The organism is Paracoccus sediminis (genome assembly GCF_900188295.1).
Lineage (GTDB): Bacteria > Pseudomonadota > Alphaproteobacteria > Rhodobacterales > Rhodobacteraceae > Paracoccus > Paracoccus sediminis.
In genome coordinates, this window is sequence record NZ_FZNM01000002.1 from 314922 (window position 1) to 329599 (window position 14678).

Annotated in this window: 16 protein-coding genes; 7 read left to right on the forward strand and 9 right to left on the reverse strand. The window is 64.9% G+C overall.

The features are described 5' to 3' along the window. Positions 1 to 83: 83 nt before the first annotated feature. Both CHB77_RS04550 and CHB77_RS04555 read right to left on the reverse strand, forming a co-directional pair. A complete protein-coding gene (locus tag CHB77_RS04550; RefSeq protein WP_089386984.1) occupies positions 84 to 956 on the reverse strand; it encodes a phosphoribulokinase in 873 nt (290 codons plus the stop codon). A 7-nt stretch (positions 957 to 963) separates the two neighbouring features. Continuing rightward, positions 964 to 1959, reverse strand: a complete 996-nt coding sequence (locus CHB77_RS04555; protein WP_089386985.1) for a class 1 fructose-bisphosphatase — start codon at positions 1957 to 1959, stop codon at positions 964 to 966. Positions 1960 to 2054: 95 nt separating this feature from the next. On the opposite strand from CHB77_RS04555, the gene cbbR reads away from it, so the two are divergent. Next, on the forward strand, positions 2055 to 2975 hold the full coding sequence (cbbR, locus tag CHB77_RS04560; protein WP_089386986.1) for a LysR family regulator CbbR: 921 nt from the start codon (positions 2055 to 2057) through the stop codon (positions 2973 to 2975). Here cbbR and CHB77_RS04565 read toward each other — a convergent pair. Beyond that, positions 2972 to 3634: a flagellar hook capping FlgD N-terminal domain-containing protein gene (locus CHB77_RS04565; RefSeq protein WP_242626526.1), complete on the reverse strand. Its 663-nt coding sequence runs from the start codon at positions 3632 to 3634 to the stop codon at positions 2972 to 2974. The genes cbbR and CHB77_RS04565 overlap by 4 nt on opposite strands. A gap of 12 nt (positions 3635 to 3646) precedes the next feature. Next, positions 3647 to 4891 (reverse strand): flagellar hook-length control protein FliK, encoded by a 1245-nt coding sequence (fliK, locus tag CHB77_RS04570; RefSeq protein WP_089386987.1) that lies wholly within the window; start codon positions 4889 to 4891, stop codon positions 3647 to 3649. 107 nt (positions 4892 to 4998) lie between these two features. Here fliK and CHB77_RS04575 point away from each other — a divergent pair, with 107 nt between their 5' ends. The 6 genes from CHB77_RS04575 (at position 4999) to CHB77_RS04600 (ending at position 8194) form a co-directional block, all read left to right on the forward strand. After that, on the forward strand, positions 4999 to 5241 hold the full coding sequence (locus tag CHB77_RS04575; protein ID WP_089386988.1) for a rod-binding protein: 243 nt from the start codon (positions 4999 to 5001) through the stop codon (positions 5239 to 5241). Beyond that, positions 5238 to 5555, forward strand: coding sequence for a hypothetical protein (locus CHB77_RS04580; protein WP_089386989.1), 318 nt, complete (start codon positions 5238 to 5240; stop codon positions 5553 to 5555). Before CHB77_RS04575 ends, CHB77_RS04580 begins: the two co-directional genes overlap by 4 nt. A gap of 172 nt (positions 5556 to 5727) precedes the next feature. Then, positions 5728 to 6570, forward strand: coding sequence for a flagellin N-terminal helical domain-containing protein (locus CHB77_RS04585; RefSeq protein WP_089386990.1), 843 nt, complete (start codon positions 5728 to 5730; stop codon positions 6568 to 6570). Between the two features lie 76 nt (positions 6571 to 6646). Next, positions 6647 to 7012, forward strand: coding sequence for a flagellar biosynthesis regulator FlaF (gene flaF, locus CHB77_RS04590; protein WP_089386991.1), 366 nt, complete (start codon positions 6647 to 6649; stop codon positions 7010 to 7012). Next, positions 7009 to 7413: a flagellar biosynthesis repressor FlbT gene (locus CHB77_RS04595; protein WP_089386992.1), complete on the forward strand. Its 405-nt coding sequence runs from the start codon at positions 7009 to 7011 to the stop codon at positions 7411 to 7413. Before flaF ends, CHB77_RS04595 begins: the two co-directional genes overlap by 4 nt. 7 nt (positions 7414 to 7420) lie before the next feature. Next, positions 7421 to 8194 carry a DUF1217 domain-containing protein gene (locus CHB77_RS04600; protein WP_165456198.1) on the forward strand — a complete coding sequence of 258 codons (774 nt, stop codon included), beginning with the start codon at positions 7421 to 7423 and terminating at the stop codon, positions 8192 to 8194. 228 nt (positions 8195 to 8422) lie between these two features. On the opposite strand, the gene carB is transcribed toward CHB77_RS04600, so the two are convergent. The 5 genes from carB to dapD all read right to left on the reverse strand — a co-directional run bounded on the left by carB (position 8423) and on the right by dapD (position 14585). Further along, a complete protein-coding gene (gene carB / locus CHB77_RS04605; protein ID WP_089386994.1) occupies positions 8423 to 11761 on the reverse strand; it encodes a carbamoyl-phosphate synthase large subunit in 3339 nt (1112 codons plus the stop codon). A 111-nt stretch (positions 11762 to 11872) separates the two neighbouring features. Then, entirely contained in the window at positions 11873 to 12451 is a 579-nt protein-coding gene (locus CHB77_RS04610) for an exopolysaccharide biosynthesis protein (RefSeq protein ID WP_089386995.1), read from the reverse strand. 97 nt (positions 12452 to 12548) lie between these two features. Continuing rightward, positions 12549 to 13220, reverse strand: coding sequence for a hypothetical protein (locus CHB77_RS04615; protein ID WP_089386996.1), 672 nt, complete (start codon positions 13218 to 13220; stop codon positions 12549 to 12551). Between the two features lie 76 nt (positions 13221 to 13296). Then, complete coding sequence (locus tag CHB77_RS04620; protein WP_089386997.1) at positions 13297 to 13749, reverse strand: YaiI/YqxD family protein; 453 nt, start codon at positions 13747 to 13749, stop codon at positions 13297 to 13299. Positions 13750 to 13763: 14 nt separating this feature from the next. Continuing rightward, entirely contained in the window at positions 13764 to 14585 is an 822-nt protein-coding gene (gene dapD, locus CHB77_RS04625; RefSeq protein ID WP_089386998.1) for a 2,3,4,5-tetrahydropyridine-2,6-dicarboxylate N-succinyltransferase, read from the reverse strand. Positions 14586 to 14678: the final 93 nt, after the last annotated feature.

Consider the following 14678-nt stretch of genomic DNA (forward strand, 5'->3'; position numbering starts at 1 on the left):
GGCGCCGGGCCGGATCTGCGGTGGCCATGCGGGTTTCCAATGCGGGGTCGATGCGGGTCATCTGGATCATGGCGTGTCCCCCCTCAGGCGCGCCTGGCGTCGGCGATCAGGCGCAGGATCATCGGCGTCAGGATCAGCTGCATCGCCAGATCCATCTTTGGCCCCGGAATCACGATGGAATTGGCCCGCGTCATCCATGACCCGTCGATCATCTGGGTCAGATAGGGAAAGTCGATGCCGCGCGGGTTGCGGAACCGGATCACCACCAGGCTTTCGTCGGGCGTGGGGATCCAGCGGGCGATGAACGGGTTCGAGGTATCGACCACCGGCACCCGCTGGAAATTGATGTCGGTCTGGGTGAACTGCGGGCAGATGCAGTGCACATAGGCGTGCATCCGGCGCAGGATCGTGTCGGTCACGGCCTCGGTCGAATAGCCCCGGCTGGCCTTGTCGCGATGAATCTTCTGGATCCATTCCAGGTTGATGACCGGCACCACGCCGATCTTCAGATCCGCCAGCCCGGCCAGGTTCACCGCGCCGTTGGCGACCGCGCCGTGCAGCCCTTCGTAGAACAGCAGGTCCGATCCTTCCTGAAACGGCGCCCAGGCGGTAAAGGTGCCGGGCGGGGTGCCCCAGCGTTCGGCCTCGCGGTCGTCGTGGACGTAATGGCGCGTCTCTCCGCTGCCGGTTTCGCCATAGATGCGAAAGATCTCCTCCAGCTTTTCCAGTTCGTTGGCATCGAAGCTGAAATGGCTGAAGGTCTGGTCGTCTGCCGCCTGCCTGCGGGCCAGTTCGTCCTTCATGGCCTGACGGTCGAAGCGGTGGAAGGCGTCGCCCTCGATGCTGACGGCGGCGATGCCCTCGCGGCGGAAGATCTGGTCGAAGGTCGTCTTGACCGTGGTGGTGCCCGCGCCGGAACTGCCGGTGACGGAAATGATGGGGTGCTTCTTGCTCATGATGTCCTCAGGCCCGGAACAGGCCGCGATGGCCGAACAGGGCCGACACCTCGGCCTCGGGCAGGTCGTGATAGGCGGCAACGCGGTCCACCTTTTCGGCGGACCCGAAAACCAGCGGGGTGCGTCCGTGCAGGTCGGTGATGGCCCCGTCCAGGATCGGCAGCGCGCCGTCCGTCGCCCGTCCGCCCGCCTGTTCGATGACAAAGGCGATGGGCGCGCATTCGTAAAGCACCCGCAGCCTTCCGCGTTCATAGCCTTGGCGGGCGTCTGACGGATACAGGAAGATGCCGCCCCGCATCAGGATCCGATGCGCCTCGGCCACCAGGGACGCGATCCAGCGCATGTTGAAGTTCTGTGCGCGCGGGCCGTCGATCCCGGCCAGGCAATCGTCGATATAGGCGCGGATCGGGCGCGGCCAGTGCCGATAGTTCGACGCGTTGATGGCGAATTCGAAATGGCAGTCGGGCAGGACGGCGCGCGGATCGGTCAGATCGAAGCTGTCGGTGTCGGGGTTCAGGGTGTAAATCTGCGTCCCGTCGCCAAAGCTGACCACCAGGCAGCAGCGCGGGCCATAAACGATGTAACCCGCCGCGATCAGGTCGCGGGCCGGGCGCAAGAAACTGGTCCCGGCTTGGCTTTCCGCCGGGTAGACGGCGAAGATCGTGCCGATGGACACATTGGTGTCGATGTTCGATGATCCGTCCAGCGGGTCGATGGCCAGGGCCAGAATGCCGTCCGGTTGCATGGCGACGGGGGCTTCCAGTTCCTCGCTGGCATACCACCGCAGCCCGGCATTGCGCAGCGCGTCGCGGAACATGGCATCCGCCTGGATGTCCAGACGCTTTTGCCCATCGCCACCGCTGTTGATCTCCACATCGGCCGAAAGGCCCGCGTCGCCGCGCCGGATCAGCCCCGCCAAGGTCGCCCCACCGCGCGCCAAGGCCAGCATCAACGCCCGGAAGCCGGGCGGAACATGCGTCGTGTCCATGCTGGGCGTGGTCATCGGCCCCTCCCCTGACGACTATCGAAGACAGATTGACAGGCAGGAACTTTTAAGGAAATTTAATAATTCGAAAACAGAATTAGAATTAACTTAACATGAAACTGGATGGCCTGACCTTGCGCCAGCTGCGCTGTCTTCGGGCGGTGGCCGACAGCGGCAGCCTGACGAATGCCGCGGCCCAACTGCGCCTGACGACCCCCGCCATCCACAGCCAGCTGCGGGGGCTGGAGGATCTGGCAGGGTGCCCCCTGGTGGCGCGGGCGGAACACGGTGTCTTTCGCCCCACCCCCGAAGGCCACGCCCTGCTGCTGGCCGAATCGCAGATCGCCACTGCTTTGGCCCGCGCGGGACGCGAGATCGGGGCCTTGCAGCAGGGCCATATCGGCAATGTCGTGCTGGGCGTGGTGTCCACGGGCAAGTATTTCGCGCCCGGCCTGGTCGCGCGCCTTTTGCGACGATTGCCTGATATCGAGGTGACGCTGCGCATCGGCAACCGCGACGCGATCCTGGCGGCACTGGCAGGGGATGACCTGGATTTGGCGATCATGGGGCGTCCGCCGCGCGAACCGGCGGTGATCGCCGACCCCGTCGGTCCGCATCCCCACCTCATCATCGCCGCCCCGGATCATCCGCTGGCCGAGGCCGATCCGGTGATGCCGGGCGACCTGCTGGCGCAGACCTTCCTTTCGCGCGAGGAAGGGTCGGGCACCCGCATCCTGATGACCCGGTTTCTGGACCGCATCGGCGAAGGCGCGACCTGGCGCGCGGTGGAAATGGGCACCAACGAGACGATCAAGCAGGCCGTCATCGCGGGCCTTGGCATCGCGCTGATTTCCCAGCACACCGTGACCGAGGAATTGCGGTCCGGCCGCCTGATCGCGCTGCGCGGCATCGGGTTGCCGATCCAGCGAAGCTGGTATCTGCTGCGCCGCGCCGACCGCCAGCCCAGCCCCGCCACGGCCCGCATCAGGGAGGAGATTCTGGCCATGCGCGGCGGCTTTCTGCCCCGGCTCTAGCCGGGATCGCGCAGGGCCTCGATCTGGCTGGCCAGGACGGATCCGCCCCCCTCGAGGTTCAGTTCGACCCCCTTGTCGCTGACCTCGGCCTCGGCCACGCGGGCATAGGCACCGGCCGCAACTTCGGAAATCACCTCTCCGGCGCGGCTGCTTTCGATCACGAAGGAATAGCGTCCGTCGGCCAGCTTTTGCCCGGCATCGTCGCGCCCGAACCAGTCGATCTGGCCTTCGCCCGGTCCGATTTCCTCGCGCAGGACTTCGCGGCCCGATTCGTTCATGACCACCAGCGTCACCCCGTCGGCGCGGCTGTCCGGCGCGATGTCCAGCGTCAGCGCCGTATCGCCGAACCAGACCGGCTCGGTCGTGCGCACCTCCTTGCCGATCCATTCGGCCAACTGCCCCAATCCGGCCCCCGATTGGGCGATCATCTGTTGCAGCAGCTTGTTGGTCTGGGCTTGCTGTTCCACGCCCGAGAAGGTGGCAAGCTGAACCGCGAAGTCCGTCCCCTCCATCGGGTTCAACGGATCCTGATTCTTCAGCTGCGTGGTCAGCATCTTCAGAAAGGTGTCGTAATTCGCGGATGCGGCGGGGGACATGCCGGCCGCCGTGGACGTTGCCGCGGCAGTGGCGGCTGTGGTGGTGCTGATTGCGGAAACCACGCTTTTTCTCCTTCAGATGCGAATGTCCAGTCGGGCCGGGATCGCCATCGGCGTCCAGGCAACCGGAATGGCCTGGACCGGCTCTGCGGTTTCGAAGGGGCGGCGGACGGGGGCCGCGTCGCCGGGCCGGTCGCCGCGCGATCCCGACGATGTGTCGTCGTGGAATTCCAGGGTCGCGCCGGCCATTCCGGCATCGCCCAGGCATTCCTGCAAGATTGCGGCATTGCGGCGCAACTGGTCCAGAACCTCGGGCCGTTCGACCCAGATGGCGACATGGGGGTTGTGGTCCGGGCCGGACATGACCAGGCGCAGCCGGCCCAGTTCCTCGGGCGCCAGAGCGATTTCCACAACATCGTCGCGCGCCACGATGACGGCTTCGGCGATCTGCCGGGCAACCGGAACGATCGCGGGCCGGGCAGAGCGCAGTTCGGCCGCCATCACACCTTCGTCGCGAAGGGGGACGATGATCGCCGCAGGGGCCGCAGCGTCGGCCAGCAGGGCCGAAAATTCGATCGTGGCAGGGTCCGATCCGGCCGGATCGACGGACGTTTCCACAATTCGCGTCATGTCCTGCGGCGCGGTTTCAGACGTGTTGGTCGCACGTCCTGGTGGGACGATCCGTGGCGCCGTTTCGGCCATCATCGTTTCCGCGTCCGCCACGATACGACGTGGCCTTTCGCGCCCCGGCAGGGCATCGGTATCGACCGCGACGGGCTGCGGGGGCGTTTCCCCCGAAACGGCAGCGGGGTTCGCGGCCACCGGCTGCGGCAAGGGTCCGACAGCCGATTTGGGTTCCGCAAAGGCGAAGGGGACCGAATCAGCCGCCGATATGTCCGACTTGGCCGCCGATAGGTCCGAATTGGCGGCCGACATGTCTGGATCGACCGTCGCGGCGTCCGAATCGGTGGTTGCCGCGTTCGAACCGTTGGTCGCTGCGTCCGTTTCGACCGCAGCGGATTGCGGCATCGCTGCCTCCGGCAGGGCCGGGGCAGAAAGGCCCGCGCCCTGGCCGGGCATCGGGACCGGTTCGCGCAAGGCGCCGGTGATTCCCGACATGTCCTCGATCAGCATCTGCAAGGGATCGGCCGTTTCGACGATGACGGGGGCGGCCTCGGATCGCGGCTGTTCCGGCAGATCGTCGGAACCCGCTTCCTCCAGCGTGAAGTCCGTGGCAACGGCCCCGGTTTCGACCGCAGGGTCCGCAAGCACCACGGGCATTGCGATATTCAGGACCGGTACGACAAGACATTCCGCCATTCTGTGATTCCCAAACTCATTACAAGCCGAAGGGATAGCGGTGATTCCTTACGATTTATTTACCGCGGTCCTTTAATCCTGAAAAAACCTTGCAATCGGGACATGCCATGCTGGTCAATCACGTTCAGACATCCTTGCCCTTGTCGAAATCCCCTCCGTCGCCCGCCGAAAAGCTGGAACAGGCGTTTCTTGAGGAGATGTTAAAATACTGCGGACCGAAATCGATGAACGGCGCCTTTGGCGGGGGCGTCGGCGAGGATCAGTTTTCCAGCTTCCTGACCCAGGAATATGCCGCCGTCCTGGCCGGACAGATCGATCTTGGACTTGCCGAAAGAATGGAAATCAAATGAACACAAAGCACAAGATGATGCTGGACGGGATCCAGCAGGCGATCGTTTCGGGCGATCCCACCCTGGCCTTGGCCCGGATCGAGGCGCTTTCGAAACGATTCGAACGCGACGGGGTGGACGCGGACACCAGGCCCCGGATCGAACAGACCCTGCTGCATCTGCGCCGCCTGGCCGAGGATTCGGCGCGCGGCACCCAGCGGGCCATCGACCAGATTCGCGACATCCTGCAAAACGCGCGGACGCTGCAAACCTATGACAAGGCAGGCCAGCGCCGGACCACGCCGACCAATGCCGCGCTGGCGCAGCGGTTTTAGCTAAAATCCTTTGCGTTCGATGTTTGGAGGACAGGGGCAAATTCACTATCCGTAAATCACCGGCTGCTAGGACTGCGGTCATGCCAAAAGCGGCACAGGGACAAACGCCCAGGGTCAGAAGGCCAACCGTCACAATCGCGGATGCAAAGCATCCCCTATATCCGAGGATAAGATGTCCAGTATTCTGACCAACAACGGCGCCATCGTCGCAGTGCAAACCCTGAAGAACGTGAACTCCAGCCTGACCAAGACGCAGGCGGAAATCTCGACCGGCAAGACCATCGGCAGCGCCAAGGACAACGCCGCGCTGTGGGCCATTTCCAAGACCATGGAAACTGACCAGTCCGCCGCCAAGACCCTGCAAAGCAGCCTGAACGTCGCCAACGCGACCGTCACGACCGCACTGACCGGATCGGACAAGGTCGTTTCCCTGCTGGAAGACATGAAGAAGCTGGCGGCGACTGCGGCGAACGACGGCGTGGACTTCACGACCGTGCAGAACCAGATCACCGAGAAGATGGCGAACATCACCTCGATCGTGTCCGGCACGCAGATGAACGGGATCAACCTGCTCAGCACCGATGGCATCAATGGCGGCGCCACCTTCACCACGCTGGCCTCGCTGGACCGGACATCGGGCACGGGCGCCACGACGCCCAACACCATCGTCGTCAACTCGCTGGACTATGAGGCTGATATCGTCGGCGGCACGCTGATGGCCATCACCGATCAAGCGTCCGCCCAGACCGCCATCGGCGACATCGAGGCGCTGCTTGACGTCGCGATCGCAGGTTCGGCGACGCTTGGCGCCGCGTCCGAGCGGATCACCGACCAGTCCGATTTCGTCGGCAGCCTGGCGGATTCGCTGAAGATCGGCGTCGGTTCGCTGGTGGATGCCGACATGGAGGAGGCTTCGGCCCGTCTCCAGGCCTTGCAGACCCAGCAGCAGCTGGGCATCCAGGCCCTGTCGATTGCCAACCAGGCGCCCTCGGCGATCATGAGCCTGTTCCGCTGATCCATGACCGGCAGGGGCGCCCCGGCGGCGCCCCCGTCCCGCATCACCGAACCCCTCTCAGATCAGGAAGATCACCTTGAACGCGGTTCCGTCCTTTGCCGGAAATGGTTACGGCAGCAACGTCGTCCGCACCTCGCGCGACGCCGAATACGAAGCCTTCTCTCGCGTCACCCGGATGCTGCGCCAGGCAGCCCAGGATGAACATGGCCCCGACCTGATCGCGGCCGCTCACAAGAACAACCAGTTGTGGACGATCCTTGCCGCCGACCTGGCCGGTTCGGAAAACGGACTGCCCGATGCCCTGCGGGCACAGCTCTTGTCGCTGGCATCGTTTTCGCTGCGCCATGGGCATCTGGCCATGGCAGGCAAGGCAAAGGTCGATCCGCTGATCGACATCAACATGGCCATGATGCGCGGCCTGCGCCAAGAGATCGCGGCATGAGCGGCCTTGTCCTGAAGCTTGCCCCCAACGAACGCGTGCTTATCAATGGGGCGGTCATCGAAAATGGCGACCGCCGGTCCAAGATCGCCATTCGCACGCCGAATGCCAATGTCCTGCGGCTCAAGGATGCGATCCATCCCGATCACGCCAACACGCCGGTCAGCCGCGCCTGCTATATCGCGCAGCTGATCCTGTCCGGCGACGCCGATCCGGCCGAAGGCAAGCGACAGCTTTTGCTGGCGGTATCGCAGCTGGCGCTGGTGTCCGACCATGCCGAATGGCAGGCCAGCCTGCGCGAGGCAAAGACCAGCATCGACGACGATGCCGTCTATCCGGCCCTGCGAAAGCTGCGCGAACTGCTGCTTCAGGAAGACCGGCTTATCCTTTCCCGCCGTCAATGAGATTGCCATGCCGTCCGCCATCAGCATCGGATTAGGCGGCATTGCGGGCTGGCGCGTCTTGCAGCGCATCGAAACGCGCCAGGTCGAGGCCACGGCAAGGGATCCCGTCGTCCAGCGCGCCACGACCTATTTCCGCGACAACCTGACCCAGGACACCACGGCCGAGGATCTGGTTGGCGATTACAAGATGCTTCAAGTTGCCCTGGGCGCCTTCGGCCTGGGCGAGGACATCGCCAACAAGGCCTTTATCCGCAAGGTGCTGGAGTCCGATCTTGGCGACAAGGCATCCCTGGTGAACCGGCTCAGCGACAAGCGGTATCTCAAGCTTGCGCGCGAATTTCAGGCGCGGGGGGATGATCCGGCGGCGACCGGCCAGGCGATGACCCAGGCCTATGTCCAGCAGCAGTTCCAGAAACGCGTCGGCGACGGCGACGAAAGCTATCGATTGGCGATAAACGCCCGCAACGAATTGAGGGAGTTCGCCACCCGCAGTTCAAGCGACAAGACCCTGTGGTACGAAGTCTTGGGCAGCGAACCCTTGCGCAAGGTTTTCCAGGGGGCCTTCGGCTTTGGCAATGCGATCGGAAACCTGTCGGTCGATCGGCAGCTGGAAGACTTCATGTCAGCATCCGAACGTGTGCTGGGCAGCAGCAGTTTTTCCAGGATCGGCACGGATGAAACCATTGACAGGCTGGTGACACGGTATCTGGCGCTGTCCCAAATCCAGACGGCGACCGGCAGCAACCGTTACAGCGCGGCACTGGCCCTGTTATCCCGCTGATGCCGGGGCCGTATCGGCAGGGCGATTTGGCGGACAAGCGCGGGCGGACAGCGCCGATCCCCGCGGCAGGACTGACCCGGTGCGCCCTGCCTGGGTTTGACGCGTCATGGGTGATGCGCCAGGCCGCAAGCGGTACAACCTGGACAGCGCCGGCAGGGGCGGACAGGGCGCAGGCAGCCAGCGGACGATATGCTGCCCGGTATGTTCCGAGGCAAATCGTTGCGGGTTTCAGGCCTGCAGGCTTCTGACACCCACCTCGCCCTCGCCCCGCGACCTGATCGCAGCCACTGCCGCGATGCTGGCCGCAGCCGTGGTGAAATACGGGATCTTGTCGTACAGCGCGACCGCGCGAATGTCACGGCTGTCGGCGATGGCCTGAATCCCTTCGGTGGTGTTGAGGACCATGGCGATCTCGCCGTTCTTCATCCGGTCCACGATGTTCGGGCGGCCTTCGTAAACCTTGTTCACGCGGCCTGTTTCGACCCCGGCGGACGACAGGAAATCGGCGGTGCCGCTGGTGGCGATCAATCGAAAGCCCATGGCGGTCAGGTCGCGCGCGGCCTCGGCCAGGGCCTCGGTCTTGTCGGCATCCTTGACAGAGATGAAGACCCGGCCTTCGAAGGGCAGATTGCTGCCCGCGCCCATCTGCGCCTTGAGAAAGGCGCGGGCGAAATTGCGGTCCCAGCCCATCACCTCGCCCGTGGACCGCATTTCCGGACCCAGCAGCGTATCGACGCCGGGGAAGCGGGCAAAAGGCAGCACGGCCTCCTTGACGGAAAACCAGGGCGTTATCGGATCGGCCAACGTGAGAGGATTGGCAAAGGGCAGGTCGGTTTCCGGACCCACGCCCGCCGGATAGGGCGGGCGCAGCGGAAAGTTCTCCATGGGTTCGCCGGCCATCAGCCGTGCGGCGATGCTGGCGATGGCGCTGTCGGTCGCCTTGGCGACAAAGGGCACGGTGCGGGACGCGCGCGGGTTCACCTCCAGCACGTAGATTTCGCTGTCCTTCAGCGCGAACTGCACGTTCATCAGGCCCCGGACCTTCAGCGCACGGGCCATGGCGATGGTCTGCACCTTCAATTCGGCGATGGTGGCGGCGTCCAGCGTATGGGGGGGAAGGGAACAGGCGGAATCGCCGGAATGGACGCCCGCTTCCTCGATATGCTCCATGATGCCCGCGACATGGACATTCGTGCCGTCCGACAGCGCGTCCACGTCGACCTCGATCGCGCCGGACAGATAACTGTCCAGAAGCACCGGGTTCTTGCCCGACACGCTGACGGCCTCGGTGATGTAGCGGCGCAGATGGTCCATGTCGCGCACGATTTCCATCGCGCGGCCGCCTAGGACATAGGACGGGCGGATCACCAGCGGAAAGCCGATGCGTTCGGCGATCGCGATGGCCTCGGCATCGGAACGGGCGATGCCGTTGACGGGCTGTTTCAGGCCCAGGTCGTTCAGCAGCTTCTGGAACCGCTCGCGGTCCTCGGCCAGGTCGATGGCGTCCGGCGTGGTGCCCAGGATCGGGATGCCTTCGGATTCCAGGGCATTGGCCAGTTTCAGCGGCGTCTGGCCGCCGAACTGCACGATGACGCCGTGCAGCGTGCCGTTGTCCTGTTCGACCCGCAGGATTTCCAGCACATGTTCCAGCGTGAGGGGTTCGAAATACAGCCGGTCGCTGGTGTCATAATCGGTCGAAACCGTTTCCGGGTTGCAGTTGACCATGATCGTTTCATAGCCCGCATCGGTCAGCGCGAAACAGGCGTGGCAGCAGCAATAATCGAACTCGATCCCCTGGCCGATGCGGTTGGGGCCGCCGCCCAGGATCACCACCTTTTTCGCCTCGGTGGGCCGCGATTCACATTCCACGTCCCCCATCGCCGGGGCTTCGTAGGTGGAATACATGTAGGGGGTCTGGGCCTCGAATTCGGCGGCGCAGGTATCGATGCGCTTGAAGACCGGCAGGATCCCGGCATTGCGGCGGGCGCGGCGGATGTCGGATTCCTCGCGGCGCGTCAGATGGGCCAGGCGGGCATCGGTAAAGCCCATCATCTTCAAGGCGCGCAGCCCTTCGGCGTCCTTGGGCAGACCGTCATGGCGGACCGTGTGTTCCGCATCCACGATTTCCCGGATGCGGGCCAGGAACCAGGGATCAAAGCGGGTCACGCGGTGGATCTCGTCGTCCGACAGGCCGAAACGCATGGCCTCGGCAATGACGCGGATGCGGTCGGGCGTGGCCTTGGACAGCGTCGCGATGACGGCGGGCTTGCCTTGCTCGGCGGCGCCTTCGATGGGAATCTCGTCCAGGCCGGTCAGGCCGTTTTCCATGGACGCCAGCGCCTTTTGCAGCGATTCGTGAAAGCTGCGCCCGATGGCCATGACCTCGCCCACGGATTTCATCGCGGTGGTCAGTTCGGGCTTGCTACCAGGAAATTTCTCGAAGGCGAAGCGCGGGATTTTCGTGACGACATAGTCGATGGAGGGTTCGAAGGACGCGGGCGTGACCTTGGTGATGTCGTTGTCCAACTCGTCCAGCGTATAGCCCACGGCCAGCTTGGCGGCGATCTTGGCAATGGGAAATCCCGTGGCCTTGGACGCCAGCGCGGACGACCGCGACACGCGCGGGTTCATCTCGATCACGACCATGCGGCCGTCGGCGGGGTTGATCGCCCACTGCACGTTCGACCCGCCGGTTTCCACGCCGATTTCCCGCAGCACCGCGATGGAACCGTTCCGCATGATCTGGTATTCGCGGTCGGTCAGGGTCAGGGCCGGGGCCACGGTGATGGAATCGCCGGTATGCACGCCCATCGGATCGACGTTCTCGATGGCGCAGACGATGATGGCGTTGTCGTTGCGATCCCGCACGACCTCCATCTCGAACTCCTTCCAGCCCAGCAGGCTTTCATCGACCAGCACCTGCGCCACGGGCGAGGCATCCAGGCCCGACCGCACGATCCGCTGGTAATCGTCGCGGTTGTAGGCCACGCCGCCGCCGGTCCCGCCCAGGGTAAAGGCCGGGCGGATGATCGCCGGCAGGCCGATCTCCTCCAGCGCGTCCATGGCCTGGGCCACGCCCGCGTTGACGTCGTATTTGCCGCTGGCCAGCTTGGGGGCTGCGACGATGGTGGCCTTGGGGTTTTCCAGCCCGATCCGGTCCATCGCCTCGCGGAACAACTTGCGGTCCTCGGCCATTTCGATGGCGGCGCGCTGCGCGCCGATCAGTTCCACGCCATAGCGGTTCAGGACGCCCATGTCGGCCAGCGCCAAGGCGGTGTTCAGGCCCGTCTGCCCGCCCATCGTCGGCAGCAGCGCATCGGGGCGTTCCTTGGCGATGATCTTTTCGACGATTTCAGGGGTGATCGGCTCGATATAGGTGGCATCGGCCATTTCCGGGTCGGTCATGATCGTCGCGGGGTTGGAATTGACCAGGATGACCCGGTATCCTTCCTCGCGCAGGGCCTTGCAGGCCTGGGCGCCGGAGTAGTCGAATTCGCAGGCTTGGCCGATCACGATGGGGCCTGCGCCGATAATCAGGATCGATTTGATATCGGTACGCTTGGGCATGGGCTTGGTCCTCGGGCGGCTGGCGGCGGATAAATCGTCCGGGGTTATAGCCATGCGCGGTGGGGGTGCAAGGTGGCACGGACCCGCCTGGGCCGTTTTCGTCTGGCGTGCTTAGCGCAGGAACCAGACGATCCCGCCACCCAGGAACCCCAGCACGGCCAATCCCAGGGCCGTGAACAGACCGTCGCGCGCCAGCATTCCAAAGGCCAGAAGGCTGACCACCGCCCCCAGAAACGACGAGGTGAAGGGCACGATTTCCAGAAACGGCATGACCAGGCCGCACATCATGCACAACGCCTGAGTCAGCTTGCGCACCGGACCGCGCACCAGCAGGCGCAGCCGGGGCCGCGTCACGCGGTCCAGCCATCCTGCCGGGCGGCGCAGGGCCTTGAGGGCGCGGTCCAGCTTGCTGCCGTCGATCCGGCGCGACATCACAAAGGACGGCAGCCACAGATGGTCGCGCCCGACCAGCATCTGCCCTGCGATCAGCGCGATGGCGATGCCGCAGATCGACGAAAACAGGGGAATCCCCGACAAGGGCGACATGACCGCCAGCGCGACGAAGATCAGGTTCGGGGTCAGGGAATTCTCGCCCAGGGACTGCACGATTTGCCTGACCGACGTCGTCTCGTCGTCCGAGGCATTGCCGGCCGCGTCCAGCAAGGGCTGTATCGCCGCATTCTCCCGCATTCTCCCGCATGATCCCTTATCCTTGCCGCCTGCCTGTCCGGGCCAACGCCGCACGGGACGGCCGGGTTCGCCGGGACTTGCGGGCGGCAAGCCGCAGTCAGCGCATCGCCGTGACCGAACAGGAACCGTTGGTGACATTGGGGTTGTTCGGAGGGCCGCTGAACACGCTGGAATTGTAACCGGATATCACGCAGTTATAAGTGCATGGCATGCTGACCGGCTGTGGGCCGAACATGCCGTAAAGCATATAGTTGATGCTTGTCACCTGGGCGAGAGCAGGCGCGTCGTTATAGACCGAGCAGTTGATGTATGGCCCCCAGACGACCATCCCGGCCAGTTCCGCATAGCCGCCCGGAAAATCGGCCATCGGGTCGATGCCGGGAGCCGGGTCCAGTCCCCCCGTTTCATCGGTCGGCGGCGCGCTGTCGATGCGGTCCATCAGCCGGTCAAAGACCTGCCGGCGGCAGTCGCGGGCGTTCTGGCGTTCCGACGCCAGTTCCTCGCGCAGAACCCCGGCATAGCTGCCGTCTTCCAGCCTTGCGCTGCCCTCGATCCCGGCATCGGCCAGCCGCCTTGCCAGGCCGCGCAGTTCGGCGTTCACCTCGCCCTCGATCTCGATTTCGCGGTTCTCTCCGGCGCCGATGATCTCTCCGCAAATGGCCTGCGCGGTTTCCTGGACAAGCTGCATCGACTCGCGATCAAGGATCTGGGCCAAAGCGCCATTCGGCAACAGCAGGAACAGACAGAACGCCGCATGCCTGGTCATCATGGCCCCCCTATCTGCACCGGATCCTGGGGAATTATTCTAGCATCCTGGCCGCAGCCTGTCACCGGAAAGGGCAGGCTCAACCCCGCAGCGCGGCGCCCAGTTCGCGGTCCAGCACTTGCAGGAAACGGGATCGGTCGGCCTTTCCGAACATCGCTTCGCCGCCTTGCAGGAAAGGATCGGAGGCGCGCAAATCCGCCATGAGGTCGCGCGTGGCCAGCCGGGGACCGATATTGGCGCTGGTCAGAACCTCGCCCGCATGGGTGACGACCCGCGCCCCCGCCTTGAGGCAACGGTCGGCCAGGGGCAGGTCGCCCGTCACCACCACGTCGCCCGGCCCGCATTGGTCGGCGATCCATTTGTCGGCCTGATCCGGGCCTTCGGCGACGATCTGAAGCCGGACCAGCGGATTCGCGGACGGCCGCAGCCCGCCGTTGCAGACCAGCACCATCGGCACGCGCAGCCGGGTCGCCACGCGCTCTGCCTCGGCCTTCACGGGGCAGGCGTCGGCATCGATATAGAGCGTCGCCACCCGGTCCCCCCTCCTTAGTCGCGCAGCAGTTCGTTGATCGAGGTCTTCGCCCGCGTCCTGGCATCCACCCGCTTGACGATCACCGCGCAATACAGGCTCACGCCGTTCCTGGACGGCAGGGATCCGGCCACCACCACCGATCCGGCCGGAACCTCGCCATACATGACCTCGCCCGTCTCGCGATCGACGATCTTGGTGGACTGGCCGATGAAGACGCCCATGCCCAGCACCGACCCCTCGCGGACGATGCAGCCCTCGACTACCTCGGACCGGGCGCCGATGAAGCAGTCGTCCTCGATGATGGTCGGCCCGGCCTGCAAGGGTTCCAGGACGCCGCCGATGCCGACTCCGCCCGACAGGTGGACGTTCTTTCCGATCTGCGCGCAGGATCCGACCGTGGCCCAGGTGTCGACCATCGTGCCCTCGCCCACATGGGCGCCCAGGTTGACGAACGACGGCATCAGCACCGCGCCCTTGCCGATAAAGGCGCTTCGCCGGACAATCGCGCCGGGCACCGCGCGGAAACCGGCCGCGCGCCACTGGTTGTCGCCCCACCCCTCGAACTTGGTGGGCACCTTGTCCCACCAGCTGGCGCCCTGCGGGCCGCCGGTCATCGGTGCCATGTCGTTCAGGCGGAACGACAGCAGCACGGCTTTCTTGGCCCACTGGTTCACATGCCAGTCGTTGCCGCGCCGTTCGGCGACCCGCAGCGTGCCGCCGTCCAGTTGCGCCAGGGTTTCGTCCACCGCCTCGCGCACAAAGCCGGTCGTGCCTGCATCGATATCGGCGCGGGCTGCCCACGCGGCCTCAATGGCGGTTTCAAGGGCCTGGGTCATCGGTGTCTCCTGCGGGTTGCGGCGGGTGGCATCTGTCACCCTGGGGCTATAAGCCTGGGGACATCCGCGCGCAATCCGCACGACCCACCCCCC